Below are 17195 nucleotides of genomic sequence, written 5' to 3' on the forward strand. Positions count from 1 at the left end.
GCAACCAAAAACCAAATTTAATGTCAAAAGAAGAGAATTTAGAATGTTCGTTTTGCGGACGAAAAAAAGCAGAAACAGACTTGCTTATTGCTGGTATGGATGCCCATATTTGTGATAAATGTATAGAGCAAGCGCACGGTATTGTAGAAGAAGAGGTTTCTGAAGCAAAAACAACAGGTATTTCTAAAGATTTAATGTTAAAGAAGCCCAAAGAAATCAAGGGTTTTTTAGACGAATATATCATTGGTCAAGATGAAACTAAAAGAGCAATGGCCGTTGCTGTATACAATCATTACAAGCGTTTATTACAAGAAAAAGACGCTACTGATGATGTAGAAATAGAAAAGTCGAATATTGTCTTAGTAGGAGAAACAGGAACTGGTAAAACATTGGTAGCAAAAACAATTGCTAAAATGTTAAATGTGCCTTTTTCGATTGTAGATGCAACTGTTTTAACACAAGCAGGGTATGTTGGTGAAGATGTAGAAAGTATTTTAAGTAGACTTTTACAAGCGGCAGATTACGATGTAGACAAAGCAGAAAGAGGGATTGTTTTTATTGATGAAATAGATAAAATTGCAAGAAAAGGAGACAACCCATCTATTACAAGAGATGTTTCTGGTGAGGGAGTGCAGCAAGCGCTTTTAAAATTGCTAGAAGGTTCTGTAGTTAATGTTGCCCCTAAAGGAGGTAGAAAACATCCGGAACAAAAATTTATAGAAGTAAACACCAAAGATATTTTATTTATTGCAGGCGGTGCTTTTTCTGGTATCGATAGAATGATAAGTAAGCGTTTAAATATGCAAGCTGTAGGTTATGGTGCTTCTTTAGATGATGACAAAATAGACGAACAAAACTTACTGCAGTATATAACTCCGTTAGATTTAAAATCTTTTGGCTTAATACCTGAAATAATTGGTCGTTTACCAGTTTTAAGTTATATGAATCCTTTAGATGCTAAGACTTTGCGAGCTATTTTAACAGAGCCTAAAAACTCTATTATAAAACAGTATACAAAGTTGTTTAAAATGGATGATGTAACTTTTACAATTAAAGAAGCTGCATTAAATTTTATAGTTGGTAAAGCGGTAGAATATAAATTAGGGGCAAGAGGATTACGCTCTTTATGTGAAGCTATATTTACAGATGCTATGTTTGAATTGCCAAGTTCTGATTTAAAAGAGCTAATAATAACCAAAAAATATGCTGAAGAAAAGTTAACTAAAACAGCTTTAAAGAAATTAAAAGCAGCGTCATAGTTTTTTGCGTTCCTTTTAGTTCGGGCTTTAGACTTTTTTATGCAAAGTCTAATGACGTTAATCCTTAACGTGTATTGCTTGCTAAAAGTAAGTTTTTTTAAAAATACTTTCTAGACCTCACAGTTTTTTAAAACCTGTGAGGTCTTTATTTTTATTGAAAGAACTTCTTACTATATTTGTAATTCCTATTTAAAAAAAAATGATATCAAGAAGTTCCATAGACCGTATTTTCGAATCTGCAAGAGTAGAAGAGGTTATTGGTGAGTTTGTTCAGCTTAAAAAAGCAGGTAGTAACTTTAAGGGGTTAAGTCCGTTTACAGACGAAAAATCACCTTCATTTATGGTATCACCAGTAAAACAAATCTGGAAAGATTTCTCTACCGGAAAGGGTGGTAATTCGGTATCATTTTTAATGGAACATGAGCACTATTCATATCCGGAAGCGCTAAGATGGTTAGCAAAAAAGTACAATATAGAAATAGAAGAAACAGAGCAATCATCTGAAGAAAAAGCACAGATGAATGAGCGAGAAAGTATGTTTTTGGTATCAAATTTTGCCAAAGATTATTTTCACAATCTTATGCTAAACACCAATAAAGGGAAAGCCATCGGGTTGTCTTATTTTAAAGAACGTGGTTTTACAGACGAAATTATTAAAAAGTTCGAGTTAGGTTATTGTATTGATGAGTGGGATAATTTTACGAATGCCGCTTTAGCAAAAGGCTACGATTTAAAATATTTAGCCTCAACAGGGTTAACAATTGTAAAAGAAAATAAACAATTCGATCGTTTTAAAGGCCGAGTTATGTTTCCTATACACTCGATGTCTGGCAGAATTTTAGGTTTTGGAGGAAGAATATTAACAGCAGATAAAAAAGCAGCGAAGTATTTAAATTCTCCTGAAAGTGATATTTACCATAAGAGTAAAATTTTATACGGTATTTATCAAGCCAAAAAAGAGATCGCAAAACAAGATAATTGTTATCTTGTAGAAGGGTATACAGATGTAATTTCTTTCAATCAGTCTGGGGTAGAAAATGTAGTTGCCTCTTCTGGTACAGCATTAACTTCAGATCAGATTCGATTGGTTAATAGGCTTACTAAAAATATCACGGTTCTTTTTGATGGAGATGCAGCAGGTGTTAGAGCTTCTATTCGTGGTATCGATTTAATTTTAGAACAAGGAATGAACGTTAAGGTAGTTCAATTTCCTGACGGAGAAGACCCGGATAGTTTTGCTAAATCACACTCAGAGGCAGAGTTAAAGGCCTATTTAGATGATGCTGCCCAAGATTTTATCAACTTTAAAGTTTCTCTTTTATTAAAGGATTCTAACAATGATCCTATTAAAAAAGCAGGAGTGATTAGAGATATTGTTACCAGTATTTCTAAAATACCAGATGGTATACAAAGAGAGGTTTATGTGCAAGAATGTTCTAGAATTATGGATATTTCTGAACGTGTTTTATTTAGCGAACTAGCCCAGTTGTTAAAGAAAGAATTGCAAGAAAAAAGTAAAACACCAGCTAAAAAAAATCAACCATCAACAGAAGACCCTAATCAACCGCCTCCCGAATATTTTATGCAGCAAGAACAAGCGCAAATGGGCTTGGTAAAAGGTGGTCAAACAGCAATACAAAAAATAGATCAGCTTTCTATTTTAGAAAATGAGATCATTAAAATTTTACTCTTATATGGCAATGAGCAGGTAGAATTTGTAGAAGAATTATTGCAAGTTGATGATGAAGGGCGAGAAGAGATTTCTCTTAGAAAGTATGTAAATACTGTTTCTGCAGAAATTTATGTTCATCTGCATGAAGATGAAATTATTTTTTCTAATACAACTTTTCAAGAAATTTACACAGAAATTATACATCAACTCAATCAACTTCAAAAATTAGATATAGATGGTTTAATCAACCATAAAAACAACAATATAGCTACTGTAGTTACTTCTATTTTAATGGAAAAAGAGAATCCAAATAGACAATTAAGTAATTGGGAAGGTCAAAATATTGAGGTTAAATCTGCATTAGAGGTTTTAGCTAAAGACGTAAATGATGTAGTTTATAATTTAAGACGGGTTTTAATTGGCGAAAAAATTGAAGAGCTTATGCAAGAGGCCCAAAAAAGCAAAGAATTATCTTTAGATTTAGAGGTTATAAAAAATTATACAAGTCTTAAAATGAGGCTTTTTGAAAAGTTAAATAGGGTAGTATAGTTTTTCCCCATAGTAATAGGGTGTTTTTCTTAGAACTATAAATTAGGTGTTTTAGTATTTTTTTGTAAATTGCAAATGCTAAAAAAGAAAAAATATGAAAAAGTCCCTCCAAATTTTAAAAATTATTCAACTGTTTATTTTATTGCCTTTCGAGATTTCTAAAGGCTCTAAAAAGAAAGCTTATCTTAGAATTAAAAAGAAGATGATTGCAGTTAATATGCTGTAATTAAATTATTGTAAAATACAAAATGCCTTTATATTTCTATAAAGGTATTTTTTTATTTTATTTTGTTTGGAATAATACAAATAGGGATTGGTACCATTTTGTGTTGGTTTATGGTGTTTAATCTACTATATATCTTAAAAACCTCTAATTCTCTACCAATAAAATCTTCTTCATTTTTATTTGAATCTTGCATTTTCATAGCCCATTCTAATTCGTCATAAGAAGCACCTAATTGATCTTCATCAGTTCTGCTATCACCAAACAACCCATCTGTTGGAACAGCTTTTTGGATGCTTTCTGGGACTTCTAAAAATGACGCTAGTTGGTATACTTCAGATTTCATTAAGTCTGCAATCGGACTTAAATCTACACCGCCATCACCGTATTTTGTGTAAAACCCAACACCAAAATCTTCAACTTTATTACCTGTGCCAACAACTAAATACCCATGCAAACCTGCTAAATAATATAAGCTAGTCATTCTCAGTCTTGCTCTTGTGTTGGCTAAAGATAAATTTACTTTTGAAGTATTATCTGAAGTAGGAACAGTAGTTTTAAAACTCTCAAATGTAGCAGTTAAATCTACACTAGTAGCATTTACATTTTTGTATTTATTTTTAAGAGCATCAATTAATTCTCTCCCTCTTTTTACTTGATTTTCTGCTTGATGAATTGGCATTTCTACACATAAAGTAGATAAGCCTGTTTTTGCACAAAGTGATGCCGTTACAGCAGAATCTATTCCGCCAGAAACTCCTACAACAAAACCCTTTATATGTGCATTGTTAGCATATTCTTTTAACCATTCAATAATATGTTCTGCTACTTTTTCTGTCTTCATTGATAAACTATTTTAGTATTTTTATCGTTTCTTATTACAAATAGCAAGATACAATGTTTATTAGATTTTTTATAGTAGTTTTTTGTGTTTTATTGGGGTTTTGTTCATGCCAATCTACCGAAGCAGAAAAAATTAATGTTTCAGATGTAGCGGTTTCATTTTCTTTATATCGGTTTGATGTTGATTTTTATACCGCAACAAAAGACAGTTTGCCTAAGTTGAAAAAGAATTACCCTTATCTATTTCCTTCGGAATTTACAGATAGTATTGCTTTACTTAAAATAAATGATGTTGATGAGCAGGTTTTATATGATGAAACTCAAAAAATATATAAAGAAATAGATGATTTAGAAGCTTTATTTACAGATCTTTTTAAACACATAAAATATTATAATCCAAGATTTAAATCGCCAAATATTGTTACCATGCTTTCCAATATTGATTACAGCAGTCGGGTTATATATGCAGACAGTTTATTACTTGTTTCTCTAGATGTTTTTTTAGGAAAAGAGCATCCATTTTATAGTGATTATCCTGATTATATCAAACAAAATAATAAGAAAGAGAATGTTATAGTTGAAGCTGCAAACTCTATCATAGATAAGCAGGTTTTAAAAAAGTTAAACAGAACTTTTATAAGTAAAATGATTTATGAAGGTAAAAAAATGTATTTGTTAGATTCGTATTTACCGAAAGTTTCTAATGAATATAAAATGGGTTGTTCTAAAGATAAATATGATTGGTTATTAGAGAATGAAATTGATGTTTGGAAGTATTTTATTGAAAAAAACATCTTATTTAGTACTGATTCAAAATTGGATAAAAGGTTTTTAGACCAAGGGCCTTTTTCTAAATTTTATTTACAAAATGATATCAGTTCTCCGGGTAGAGTAGGTGCTTGGATTGGACTTCAAATAGTGACTTCGTTTATGCAAAATAATGATGTATCTTTGCAAAAGTTATTAACTTTAGAGTCAGAATACATATATAATCACTCTAAATATAAGCCAAAAAAATAATGTCGATAAAACATACATCAAAAATAAATTTCGAAATTAGTTTAGATGAAAATAAAGTGCCAGAAGAAATTTCTTGGACTGCAGCAGATGGAGGTGTAAATGATGAAGCTTCTAAAGCTATCATGCTATCTGTTTGGGATCATAAGAAAAAAGACACTTTGCGTATGGATTTATGGACAAAAGACATGCCTATAGATGAAATGAAACAGTTTTATCATCAAACACTAGTGTCTATGGCAGATTCTTTTGAACGTGCCACAGATGATTTAAAAATGAGTGCTACAATGAGAGATTTCTGTGACTACTTTGCAGAGAACCTTAAGTTAAAAAAGTAACTTTTATTTTTTCTAAAGAATTTTTAGTACTATTAAAGCAAAAAAAAGACGATCATTTAGATCGTCTTTTTTTTGTTTTGAAGTGAATTGGTTTTAATTAAAAAACTCATCTGTAGCTATAATTTCTACCCTTCTATTTAATTGTCTACCTCCAGCATTTTCGTTAGAGAATTTTGGTCTAGATTCTCCATAACCTTTAGCTTGTAGTCGCTTAATATCTATACCAGATTTTATCATGTATTTACGAACCTGTTCAGCTCTTTTTTGAGATAACAATAAGTTAAACCTATCACTATTTCTATTATCTGTGTGGCCTTCAATAATAAATTTAGCGTTTGGTATTTTCTTCATTAAGCGAATAATATTATCAATGTTTGTATATGATATATTCTTTAAACGATCGCTATTAGTATCAAAATAAATACTTGTTGCTAAAACTGCAATTTGTTGATTAATATTTTCTGGTTTAGCAGCTTCTTGCTCTGGGCATCCTTTATTTTCTATTGGGCCAACTGTAGAAGGGCATAAATCGCTATCATCTAAAACACCGTCTCCATCAGAATCTATTAATGTAGGGCATCCTTCATTTTCTAACGAACCATATTCTAACGGACATTTATCCTTATGATCTGGTATACCATCCTTATCAGCATCAACAGCTTTACCATTTCCATAGACCATTATTCCTGCAGGAGTGTTTGGTTCTATATCTAATTCGTCCATTACACCGTCTTTATCAGTGTCAATAATTTTAAAAGAATTAGCGTCACTATTTTGTTCGTTCCAGATGCTATATACTTTCTTTTTCCCTAATTTAAATGCTAATCCAACGCTTGAAACAAAAAATGTTTCCCATACTTGTTTGTTAGAAATAGTAGCATCTAGATGGTCTTCATAGTTAAAGTAAATACCTGTTCTAATTTCTAAATCTAAACGTTTGCTTAGCCTTCTTTTAATACCTAACTGTGCAGATAAATAGATAGAGCTAGCTAAGTCGTTTCCGTCTCTAGCTGGGTTTTTACCAAAATCTACCAATAAATTATCTGGTAGGGTACCTGTTAAATCTCTTTCATATAGCCTAGAATCATATTGTTGGTAACCTACACCAAAATAACCAGCGGCATTCCACTTTGTATTTTTAGTTTTATATAGATTGGTAAAACTAAAAATTAAGTTTAGTTCTGCTCCATAAGCGGCACCTTCAAAATAAATTTCGTCTTTTAATAAAGCACTTCCAGCATATAATATTCTATAATCTTCAGTTGTAGAAAAATATTGTGCTCCACCAGACATTTTTGTATAAAAACCTTTAAGCTCTAATCCTAAGAGAGGGTTAAACATTTTATCTACATATACAAAACCACCAAGGTTAAAGTAATTTGTGTCGTCTCCAGACCCTATAGATCTTAAATCTCCGTGCATTATAAAATTACTTACACCTGCTCCAATGGCCCAGCTATTACTGTTTTCTAAGTTAATTCTATTACCATAGGTAACCTCATCGGTAGTAAATTGACCGTAAGACATAGGTGTAATTATAATACCTATTAAAATTGTAAAAATAATTCTTTTCATTTTATTCTTTTTTTTTTCTTGACATCTGGGGTTTTTATTTGCAAATCTATTAATTTTTTACAAAAAATCTTTTATTTTACTGATTATTAGTTTGTAATCTCTTGAATTATCAACAAAATCCATTTCTGATACATCTATTATTAACGTATTCAAGTTTTTTTCTGAGCTAATAAAACTTTTATATCCTTTGTGTATCTTGTCTAAATATTCAGCTTCAATACTTTGCTCGTAATCTCTACCTCTTTTTTTTATGTTTTTTAAAAGTCGATTTGTATCTTGATGTAGGTAGATGTATAAATCTGGTTTTGTAATTTCTTTATACATCAAATCAAACATTTTTCGATACAAAGCAAACTCTTCACTTGATAGAGTTACTTGCGCAAAAATTAAAGATTTAAAAATATAATAATCTGATATTATAAAGTTTTTAAATAAGTCGAATTGCGCTAAATCATCGGTTAGTTGTTGATATCTATCTGCCAAAAAACTCATCTCTAAAGGAAAGGCATATCTTTCTTTATCGCTATAAAATTTTGGTAAAAAAGGGTTGTCTGCAAAACGTTCTAAGACCAATTTAGCATTATATTCTTCTGAAATCATTTTTGCCAGTGTAGTTTTACCTGCACCTATATTGCCTTCTATTGCTATGTAGTTGTATTTTTCTGAAATTGAGATAGGTCTTTCTAGTTTATTTTTTATTTTTTCTATTTTCGAGCTATCGTCACAGTTTTTTAAACAACTAATTAGTTCTTTTTTTTCTAAAGGATGTATTGTTTTAGATGCAATTTCACACAAGGGTACCATAACAAATTTTCTCTGCAACATTCTTGGGTGCGGTACTATTAATTCTTCAGAAAAAATTACTTCATTATCAAATAATAAAATATCAATATCTATAATTCTATTTTCATATTCTTTACTACTTGTTCTTTTTCTACCAAGATTATCCTCAATTTTTAATAATGAGTTTATGAGCTCTTTAGGTTTTTTAGAAGTAGCTATTTTTAAGCAAAGGTTAAAAAAATCTTCACCTTTAAATCCCCATGATGGTGTGGTATAGATAGAAGATATTGTTGCTACTTTACCTATACTATCATCGATTAAGTTAATTGCCTGTTGTAAATTTTTTAATTTATCTCCTTGGTTTGTTCCTAGTGATAAATATGCGATATGGTGTGTTTTCATATAATTTTACAAAGAAAATAAAAGCTTTTTACAAATACCCCATAAACAAAAAAAATCGTCAAAATTAATTGACGATTTTTATACTTTTTAAGAAAACATAAAACTATTCTTCAGTTTTAGGCTCTCTTGGTTTTCTGTCATCGCGTCTGTTATCTCTTCCACGATTATCTCTAGATCTGTTATCACGTCCTCCAGAGCGTTTGTCATCTCTTGGTGGTCTTGCTACATACCCTTCTGGTTTTGGTAACAATGCTTTTCTAGAAACTTTTTCTTTACGAGTTCTTGGATCTAAACCGAAGTATTTTACATCAAAAACATCACCCATATTTACTACATCGGTAACATTTTCTGTACGTTCCCAAGCCAATTCAGAAACATGTAATAACACTTCGTTTCCTGGTGCTTCTACATACTCTACAACAGCACCAAAATCTAACATTTTAATTACTTTAACTTCGTATGCGCTACCAACAGTTGGTTTAAACAACATCGATTCTATTTTAGCAATTACTTGTTCTATTCCTGCAGGATCTGTTCCAAGAATTTCAATTATTCCTTCTTCAGTTACAGCATCTTCAGTAATTACAATAGTAGTACCAGTCTCTTTTTGTAATTCTTGAATGTGTTTACCACCTGGTCCAATAAATGCACCAATCATATCATTAGGGATACGTCTGTTTACCATTTTAGGTGCATGCGCTTTTACTTCTACATTTGGTGTAGTAATTGTGTCTGTTAATTTCTCTAAAATATGTAAACGACCACTTCTTGCTTGTTTTAGTGCATTCACTAAAATTTCATAAGAAAGACCTTTTACTTTAATATCCATTTGACAAGCAGTAATTCCTTCTGAAGTACCTGTTACTTTAAAATCCATATCTCCTAAATGATCTTCATCACCTAAAATATCAGATAAAACAGCGTAACGATCTCCGTCAGAAATTAATCCCATGGCAATACCAGAAACGGGTCTTGTCATTTGAACACCTGCATCCATTAATGCCATTGTACCTGCACACACAGTTGCCATAGAAGAAGAACCGTTAGATTCTAATACTTCAGAAACTACTCTTACAGTATAAGGGCAATCTGCAGGAATCATTCCTTTTAAACCACGTTGTGCTAAGTTACCATGCCCAACTTCTCTACGTGAAGTACCTCTTAAAGGTCTTGCTTCACCTGTACAAAAAGGAGGGAAGTTGTAGTGTAAATAGAAGTTTTCTTCGCCTTCGTAAGATGGCATGTCTATTTTATTTGCATCTCTAGATGTACCTAGAGTTACGGTTGCTAATGCTTGTGTTTCTCCACGTGTAAATATAGAAGAACCATGTACAGATGGTAAATAATCTACTTCACACCATATAGGTCTAATCTCGTCTGTTTTTCTACCGTCTAAACGCAAACCTTCTGCTAAGGTTAACTCTCTAACAGCATTTTTTTGAGACTTGTTAAAGTATTTACCTACTAAATCTCCATAATCTTCTAATTCTTCTTCAGTAAATGTAGCTTTTAAAGCTTCTTTTACTTCATCAAAAGCAGCAGAACGTTCTGCTTTAGAAGTTCCTTTTTTAGCAATTGCGTAACATTTGTCGTAACAAAAGTCATTTATTTTTATTGCCAAAGCTTCATCTTCTCTTTCGCCTTCGTAAGTTCTTGTTTCTTTTTTACCAAATGCTTCTGCCAAACGAACTTGTGCAGCACACTGTACTTTTATAGCTTCATGGGCAAATTTAATTGCATCTGCCATTTCTTCTTCAGAAATTTCATCCATTTCACCTTCTACCATCATAACAGAATCTGCAGAAGCACCAATCATCATATCGATGTCAGACTCTGCCAATTGTGTTCTTGTTGGGTTTATTACAAACTCGCCATTTACTCTAGCAACACGTGCTTCAGAAATTGGGCATTCAAAAGGAAAATCTGATAATTGTATCGCTGCTGAAGCTGCTAAACCTGCCAATGCATCTGGCATAACATCTTCATCATGAGACATTAATTGAATCATTACTTGTACTTCAGAATGATAATCTTTTGGAAATAATGGACGTAAAACACGGTCTACTAAACGCATCGTTAATACTTCTCCATCACTTGGTCTTGCTTCTCTTTTAAAGAATCCTCCAGGATAACGACCTGCGGCAGCAAATTTTTCTCTATAATCTACAGTTAATGGTAAAAAGTCTACAGTACCAGCTTTATAGCTAGATACTACAGTACATAATAACATTGCTTTACCCATTTGAACAACAACAGAACCGTGTGCTTGTTTTGCTAATTTACCGGTTTCTAATGAGATGGTTCTTCCATCTCCAAGGTCTATAACCTCTCTAAATACTTTTGGAATCATAAAATTTTAATTCTAATTTTTAATTTGTTTGTTGTTGTGTTGTTGTCTGTTGTTGCAATGGAAATACAGAATTATTGTTGGTAACCCTGATTTTTTATATGTTTTCTGATGTTGTTAGTTTCAGAATTTAATTTGATTAAAATAAAAAAGAGGCGCGTTTAAGCACCTCTTTTTGTAAGAATTATTTTCTAATTCCTAATTCTTTGATAATTGCACGATATCTATTGATTTCTGTTTTCTTAAGATAATCTAATAAACTTTTACGTTTACCTACCAACATAACTAATGAACGCTCTGTGTTAAAATCTTTACGATTTTTCTTTAAGTGTAATGTTAAGTGGTTTATTCTGTGTGTGAATAACGCAATTTGCCCTTCTGAAGAACCGGTATCGTTTTTTCCCTTACCATGCTTTTCGAAAATGCTTTCTTTTACTTCTTTAGTTAAATACATTCCAATATTATTTAAATGATTATTATGTATGTCAATGATGTTTTCATTGAAGCTGCAAATATATAATTATTTTTCAAATAAAAAACGCAAACAATTAGATTATTAAAGACCTTTTTGTTGTGCTAGTTTTTTATTTGTAATAATTTAATTATCATTATATTGTCTTAAGTTAATAAGTTAAAATTATGATGCTCTAACTGGTATATTCTGAATTAAATCGATATACAAGTTAATTTGTTTTTTTAGATTTTTACGTTCGTAGATCGCATCTAAGAAACCGTGTTCTAAAACAAATTCAGATTTTTGAAATCCTTCAGGTAAATCTTTACCCGTAGTATCTTTTACAACTCTTGGTCCTGCAAAGGCAATTAAGGCATTTGGCTCTGCAATATTAATATCGCCTAGCATAGCATAAGAAGCTGTTGTACCGCCTGTTGTTGGATCTGTACACAAAGAAATATAAGGTATTTTAACCTCGGCTAATTGTGCTAGTTTTGCAGATGTTTTTACCAATTGCATTAAAGAGAGTGATGCTTCCATCATTCGTGCACCTCCAGATTTTGAGATCATTAAAAATGGAATCTTATTTTTTATTGAATAATCAATAGCTCTGGCAATTTTTTCTCCTACTACAGATCCCATTGAACCTCCAATAAAAGCAAAATCCATCGCAGCAATTACGATATCTTTTCCTAAAGATTTACCAACAGCTGTTCTTACAGCATCGTTTAGTTTCGTCTTTTCTTGAGCAGCTTTTAAACGGTCTGGATATTTTTTTGTGTCCTCAAAATTTAAAGGATCTTTAGAGGTTAAAGTCTTGTCTAGTTCTTTAAACTTATTATCATCAAAAAGTAATTCGAAATATTCTTTACTTCCAATTCTTACGTGATAGCCATCTTCTGGACTTACATATAAGTTTCTTTTTAATTCTTCTGTATCTATAATTTTGCCACTAGGTGTTTTGTACCACAAGCCTTTCGGAGTGTCTTTTTTGTCTTCTGTAGAGGTTTGAATCCCTTTGTCTGTTCTTTTAAACCAAGCCATGTTAATAGGTGTTTGTTTTAATTTTTCACTTTAAAATACATTATTTTAAAATAATAGTTGAGCTACAAATGTAAAAGAAATTTTATTAATTATCCTTTCTTCTTTTGTGATTATTGTAAAGTTTGATAAACACTTGTTTTTAAGATGTTATTTACAAACTAACTTTAGATTTTTAAACTTAAAAAGCACTTTGAGAGTGTCAAAGTGCTTTTTTGTATTTATAAATAACTTTTTACAAAGTATCTACATTGTTTAAATCTGCGAAAGCTTGTTTTAAACGAGTTTTAAAGGTGCTTTCTCCTTCACGTAACCATTTTCTTGGGTCGTAGTATTTTTTATTTGGTTGTTCTGCACCATCAGGATTACCAATTTGAGTTGCTAAATAAGCAGCTTTACCTTGCATGTAATCTCTAATACCTTCTGTAAAAGCAAATTGCAAGTCGGTGTCAATATTCATTTTAATAACACCATAACCAATAGCTTCTCTAATTTCTTCTAGCGTAGAACCAGAACCACCATGAAAAACAAAATCGATGTGATTTTCTTCTACTCCGTATTTTTTAGTGATAAATTCTTGAGAATTTTTTAAGATTTTTGGTGTTAATTTAACGTTTCCAGGTTTGTAAACGCCGTGTACATTACCAAATGCAGCTGCAATTGTAAATTGATGAGATACTTTTAATAACTCTTCATAAGCGTAGGCTACTTCTTCTGGCTGTGTGTATAGTTTAGAAACATCAACATCAGAGTTATCTACACCATCTTCTTCACCACCAGTTATTCCTAATTCTATTTCTAAAGTCATCCCTATTTTACTCATACGAGCTAAATAAGTTTTACAGATTTCTATATTTTCTTTTAATGGCTCTTCAGATAAATCTATCATGTGAGAACTGTACAAAGATTTTCCTGTTTCAGCAAAATGCTTCTCAGAGGCATCTAATAAACCGTCTATCCAAGGCAATAATTTTTTAGCAGCGTGGTCTGTATGTAAAATAACAGGTACGCCATAAGCAACTGCTAATTCATGTATGTGTTTTGCACCGGCAACAGCACCTGCAATAGCAGCTTTTTCACCATCGTTAGATAAGCCTTTTCCTGCGTTAAATTGTGCGCCACCGTTAGAAAACTGAATAATAACAGGAGCGTTTAACTCTTTTGCTGTCTCTAATACGGCATTGATTGTGTTAGATCCAACAACGTTTACTGCTGGTAAAGCAAATCCTTTTTCTTTTGCAAGTTTAAAAATAGCTTGTACTTCTTTTCCAGTAGCAACTCCTGGCTTTATTGTATGACTCATGGTTGTGTTTTTTAACATTAAATTCTCATCAAAAATACTAAAACTAGGGCTTATTAAATGAATAAAATAACGAAAACGTTATCGGTTATTAGCATTTTTTAAAACGGATAATTAATTCCTACATTGTAAACAGCACTGTTAAAATTATAATTTTTAAACCATTTGTTACCTTCTAAATAAGGCTCATAGGTTTTAAAGCCAACATCTAATCTTAAGATTAAAAAATTAAAATCTAAACGTGCTCCAATACCGCTTCCTACAGCAATATTTTTTAAAGAGCTAATGCCTTTAAATGTTGCAGATTTTTCTACAAATTCAGAACCAGAAATATCCCAAATGTTTCCCGCATCAATAAATAAGGCTCCTTTAAGTTTGCTAATTACATTAAAACGATATTCTGCACTTGTTAAAAACTTTAAGCTACCGATATTAAACTCTAAGCCCGTATTACTACTTCCTGGTCCTAGTTCATAGGTTTGCCAAGCTCTAATATCATTAGAGCCACCTGCAAAATAACTTTTAGTAAAAGGAATGTCTGAATTTCCGTAAGGTAAAATGGCACCTAAAAAAGATCTGAATCCAACTACAGCATTCGAGCCAACATTCCAGAACTGTTTGTATTCGAAATCAGTTTTAAAATATTGAGCCAGCGGTATTTTTGCAAATGTTTTTTTATCGTTTGCATTTTTGGTGTTAGAGATTAATCCTAAAATATTACCAGAATTAGAAATTCTTGCCTTAAAAAATGAAAAATTATTATCATTAAAGTTTGATTGCCCATTGTAGGTAAATGAATAGGCTAGAACCGGAATTAAAAAATCTGAGGTTATAATATTGTATCTGTTTAATATATTTAATGCTGTGTTATATTCTTCTGGATTTGAAGCTTGAAAACTACTGTTCTCTGCAACATCATTCATGAATTTAATAGTTTCAGAAAATTTGGTTTGATTAACTGGAAGCGAAAAGTTAGCATCATTGTTTAAAACTTTCCCTACTGAGTTAAGTGATTTAAATTCAGAACTATAAATATCAAAATAGCTACCAATATTTAAATTCTGAATGTATTGTGTGTTAAAAATTTCTAGTTGAATTGTTTTCTTTGAATTATACTGCCATTTATAATCCGATAAAAAAGTAATGGCTTGTCTGTCTAATCCTATGTTTTTTTGAAAACTAGAACCAATAGAAAAAAGGGTTCTAGGAGACATTTCTTTAGGTACTAATTTGTTAAGTCCGAAAGGAGCAATAAATCTTGGTATTTCTAAAGAAGCATCTGCACCAATCTCCCAACCCGGTCCGCTATTTGAATTAAAATAAGAGCCTAAAAAAGAAAACTTAAGTAATTCGGCTCCTCTAAATGCGTTTCTGTTTGTGATAGAAAACTTAGCAGAGGTACCAATATTCCGAATGTTAGAATGGGTGATTTCTGTTTCTAAACCTGTCGTAAACTTTTCGATTGGGGTTAAAAATATACTCATTTTTAGTTGGTCATCGGTGCCAGCTATTGGGCTAAATTGTATGTTGGTAGATTTAAAGTTTTTTAAAGACTTTAAGTGGTTTCTTGTTAGGTTTCTTAGGGTATCTTTATAAACATCGCCTGGTTTTAAGAAAATTGATTGCGATAAATACTTCGGATTATACTTAATTTTATCGTGAGCAAAATAATTTATCCCTTTGTAATTTACAGAGTCTAAAAAAGTTTCTCCTTTTTTTGTGAAAGTATAATCTGTAACGATGCTTACTTCTTTAATTTTCTGAACCTTATAAGGTGTACTTATATAGTTGCCGTTTTTTTCTTCGATTCTTTTTCCTGAAATTAAAAAATCGACATTGGTCTTGTAATCAGCTCTTGTAGAATCTACATAAAACCCTAAAGCTGCTTCTGTAAAATGATAAATACCACTGTTTCTATATAGTTTAAGTACTCTGTTTGCTTCGTTTCTAAATGTTTTGTCATTGTATTGGTTGCCAGACAATAACAAAGATGAACTATTGCTATTTTTGTAGATACTATCTAAAACAGCAGTTTCAGTTTTTATCTTTATAGTGTCTAAAATAGTAGGTTTCCCTTTGGTAATATGGTATTCTACGATGGCTTTTTTATCTTTATTTCTTTTTATTACAGTATCTACTTTTGATGAAAAATAACCTTGTGTTTTATAATATGCCCATAGATTATCTGCAGTTCTTTTTATTTTTGATTCATTAATAACTTCTGGCTCTTCATAATTTAAAAACCAATTATTTAAACCAATAAAAGTTTTTGCATACCCAATACTTTGTTTGTTAGAAAAAATACGATTGATAAAATTATAAGAGCGTTTATTTTTTTTACGCCATTCTGTTACTGTTTTTGGTTTATTATGATTACCAAGGTTATGTATGTATAGGCCAAAAGGCATGTTTAAAAAACGAGCATTTGGTTTTTGTAGAATGTATTTTTCTAAATCACTGTTTTTATTTTTTATACTATCAACAATAATGTAGTTTTGCGTTAGCATATAATCTTCTTTGGCAACATGTTTTGTAGAGTTACATGACACCAATACAAGAAGTAATAAAAAGATTATAGATTTTTTTTTCATTATTTTAGTACTGCTATAAAGTTCAAAAGTAGTATTTTTCGCTGGTATATTTACAATTACAATCAACTAATGAGTCTCTCAAAAAAACAACTTAAATTAATTACAAGTTTATCGCATAAAAAGTACCGACAAAAGCATCAGTTATTTATTGCAGAAGGTGTAAAAGTGGTTGCCGAATTATTAGATTCTAGTTTTGAGGTTGTTACTCTTTTTTGTACTGATGATTTTTCTACCTCTTTAGCAGAGGACAAAATTGTTCGTATATCTGAAGTAGATTTACAAAAGATAAGTAGTTTAAAATCTGCGAACAAAGTCTTAGGTGTTTTTAAAATACCAGTTTTAAAACCTTTACAAAACAATCAATTGGTTGTAGCTTTAGATGCTTTAAATGATCCTGGTAATTTAGGAACTATTATTCGTTTATGTGATTGGTATGGTGTAACAGAGTTGGTTTGTTCTTTAGACACGGTAGATTGTTATAACGCCAAGGTAGTACAAGCTAGTATGGGGTCTTTAACGCGGGTTTCTGTTCATTATGTAGATTTAATATCGTATTTAAAAGAGGTGAAATTACCAACCTTTATAGCAGATATGGATGGAGAAAATGTTTACAAATCTACGCTGCCAAATTCAGCAATTCTTATTATGGGTAATGAAGCCAATGGTGTATCAAAAGAAATAAAAGAGCTTATATCTAATAAAATATCAATTCCTAGGTTTGGTGTGCATCAACAAACAGAGAGTTTAAATGTAGCAACAGCAACAGCCATTTTGTTAAGCGAGTTTAAAAGAGGATAATGT

At 31.2% G+C, this 17195-nt stretch carries 14 protein-coding genes; 6 read left to right on the forward strand and 8 right to left on the reverse strand.

Annotated elements, in window-relative coordinates:
• The first annotated feature begins 20 nt into the window (after nucleotides 1-20).
• From clpX to Q0678_RS05780, 3 genes are all read left to right on the forward strand, one after another.
• Nucleotides 21-1259, forward strand: coding sequence for an ATP-dependent Clp protease ATP-binding subunit ClpX (clpX, locus tag Q0678_RS05770; protein ID WP_299055202.1), 1239 nt, complete (start codon nucleotides 21-23; stop codon nucleotides 1257-1259).
• 199 nt (nucleotides 1260-1458) lie between these two features.
• Nucleotides 1459-3480 (forward strand): DNA primase, encoded by a 2022-nt coding sequence (dnaG, locus tag Q0678_RS05775; RefSeq protein ID WP_299055206.1) that lies wholly within the window; start codon nucleotides 1459-1461, stop codon nucleotides 3478-3480.
• Between the two features lie 94 nt (nucleotides 3481-3574).
• Complete coding sequence (locus Q0678_RS05780) at nucleotides 3575-3706, forward strand: hypothetical protein (protein ID WP_299055210.1); 132 nt, start codon at nucleotides 3575-3577, stop codon at nucleotides 3704-3706.
• 52 nt (nucleotides 3707-3758) lie between these two features.
• On the opposite strand, the gene nadE is transcribed toward Q0678_RS05780, so the two are convergent.
• Nucleotides 3759-4547 (reverse strand): NAD(+) synthase, encoded by a 789-nt coding sequence (gene nadE / locus Q0678_RS05785; protein ID WP_299055212.1) that lies wholly within the window; start codon nucleotides 4545-4547, stop codon nucleotides 3759-3761.
• A 53-nt stretch (nucleotides 4548-4600) separates the two neighbouring features.
• Here nadE and Q0678_RS05790 point away from each other — a divergent pair, with 53 nt between their 5' ends.
• Nucleotides 4601-5566 (forward strand): gliding motility lipoprotein GldB, encoded by a 966-nt coding sequence (locus Q0678_RS05790; RefSeq protein ID WP_299055215.1) that lies wholly within the window; start codon nucleotides 4601-4603, stop codon nucleotides 5564-5566.
• The gene (gene gldC / locus Q0678_RS05795; RefSeq protein ID WP_299055218.1) at nucleotides 5566-5901 is read left to right on the forward strand and encodes a gliding motility protein GldC; all 336 of its coding nucleotides are present in this window, start codon (nucleotides 5566-5568) and stop codon (nucleotides 5899-5901) included. The genes Q0678_RS05790 and gldC overlap by 1 nt, the downstream gene beginning before the upstream one ends.
• Before the next feature lie 93 nt (nucleotides 5902-5994).
• On the opposite strand, the gene Q0678_RS05800 is transcribed toward gldC, so the two are convergent.
• From Q0678_RS05800 to Q0678_RS05830, 7 genes are all read right to left on the reverse strand, one after another.
• Nucleotides 5995-7476 (reverse strand): OmpA family protein, encoded by a 1482-nt coding sequence (locus tag Q0678_RS05800; protein WP_299055220.1) that lies wholly within the window; start codon nucleotides 7474-7476, stop codon nucleotides 5995-5997.
• Nucleotides 7477-7533: 57 nt separating this feature from the next.
• A complete protein-coding gene (gene folK / locus Q0678_RS05805) occupies nucleotides 7534-8661 on the reverse strand; it encodes a 2-amino-4-hydroxy-6-hydroxymethyldihydropteridine diphosphokinase (RefSeq protein ID WP_299055223.1) in 1128 nt (375 codons plus the stop codon).
• 103 nt (nucleotides 8662-8764) lie between these two features.
• A complete protein-coding gene (locus Q0678_RS05810; protein WP_299055226.1) occupies nucleotides 8765-11011 on the reverse strand; it encodes a polyribonucleotide nucleotidyltransferase in 2247 nt (748 codons plus the stop codon).
• A gap of 181 nt (nucleotides 11012-11192) precedes the next feature.
• Nucleotides 11193-11462, reverse strand: a complete 270-nt coding sequence (gene rpsO / locus Q0678_RS05815) for a 30S ribosomal protein S15 (protein ID WP_299055228.1) — start codon at nucleotides 11460-11462, stop codon at nucleotides 11193-11195.
• Nucleotides 11463-11645: 183 nt separating this feature from the next.
• On the reverse strand, nucleotides 11646-12506 hold the full coding sequence (gene accD / locus Q0678_RS05820) for an acetyl-CoA carboxylase, carboxyltransferase subunit beta (RefSeq protein ID WP_299055230.1): 861 nt from the start codon (nucleotides 12504-12506) through the stop codon (nucleotides 11646-11648).
• 232 nt (nucleotides 12507-12738) lie between these two features.
• Complete coding sequence (fbaA, locus tag Q0678_RS05825) at nucleotides 12739-13806, reverse strand: class II fructose-bisphosphate aldolase (RefSeq protein ID WP_299055233.1); 1068 nt, start codon at nucleotides 13804-13806, stop codon at nucleotides 12739-12741.
• A 98-nt stretch (nucleotides 13807-13904) separates the two neighbouring features.
• Nucleotides 13905-16394 carry a BamA/TamA family outer membrane protein gene (locus Q0678_RS05830; protein WP_299055238.1) on the reverse strand — a complete coding sequence of 830 codons (2490 nt, stop codon included), beginning with the start codon at nucleotides 16392-16394 and terminating at the stop codon, nucleotides 13905-13907.
• 69 nt (nucleotides 16395-16463) lie between these two features.
• Here Q0678_RS05830 and Q0678_RS05835 point away from each other — a divergent pair, with 69 nt between their 5' ends.
• On the forward strand, nucleotides 16464-17192 hold the full coding sequence (locus Q0678_RS05835) for an RNA methyltransferase (RefSeq protein ID WP_299055240.1): 729 nt from the start codon (nucleotides 16464-16466) through the stop codon (nucleotides 17190-17192).
• Nucleotides 17193-17195: the final 3 nt, after the last annotated feature.

The sequence above is a fragment of the uncultured Polaribacter sp. genome, from assembly GCF_947497125.1.
Lineage (GTDB): Bacteria > Bacteroidota > Bacteroidia > Flavobacteriales > Flavobacteriaceae > Polaribacter.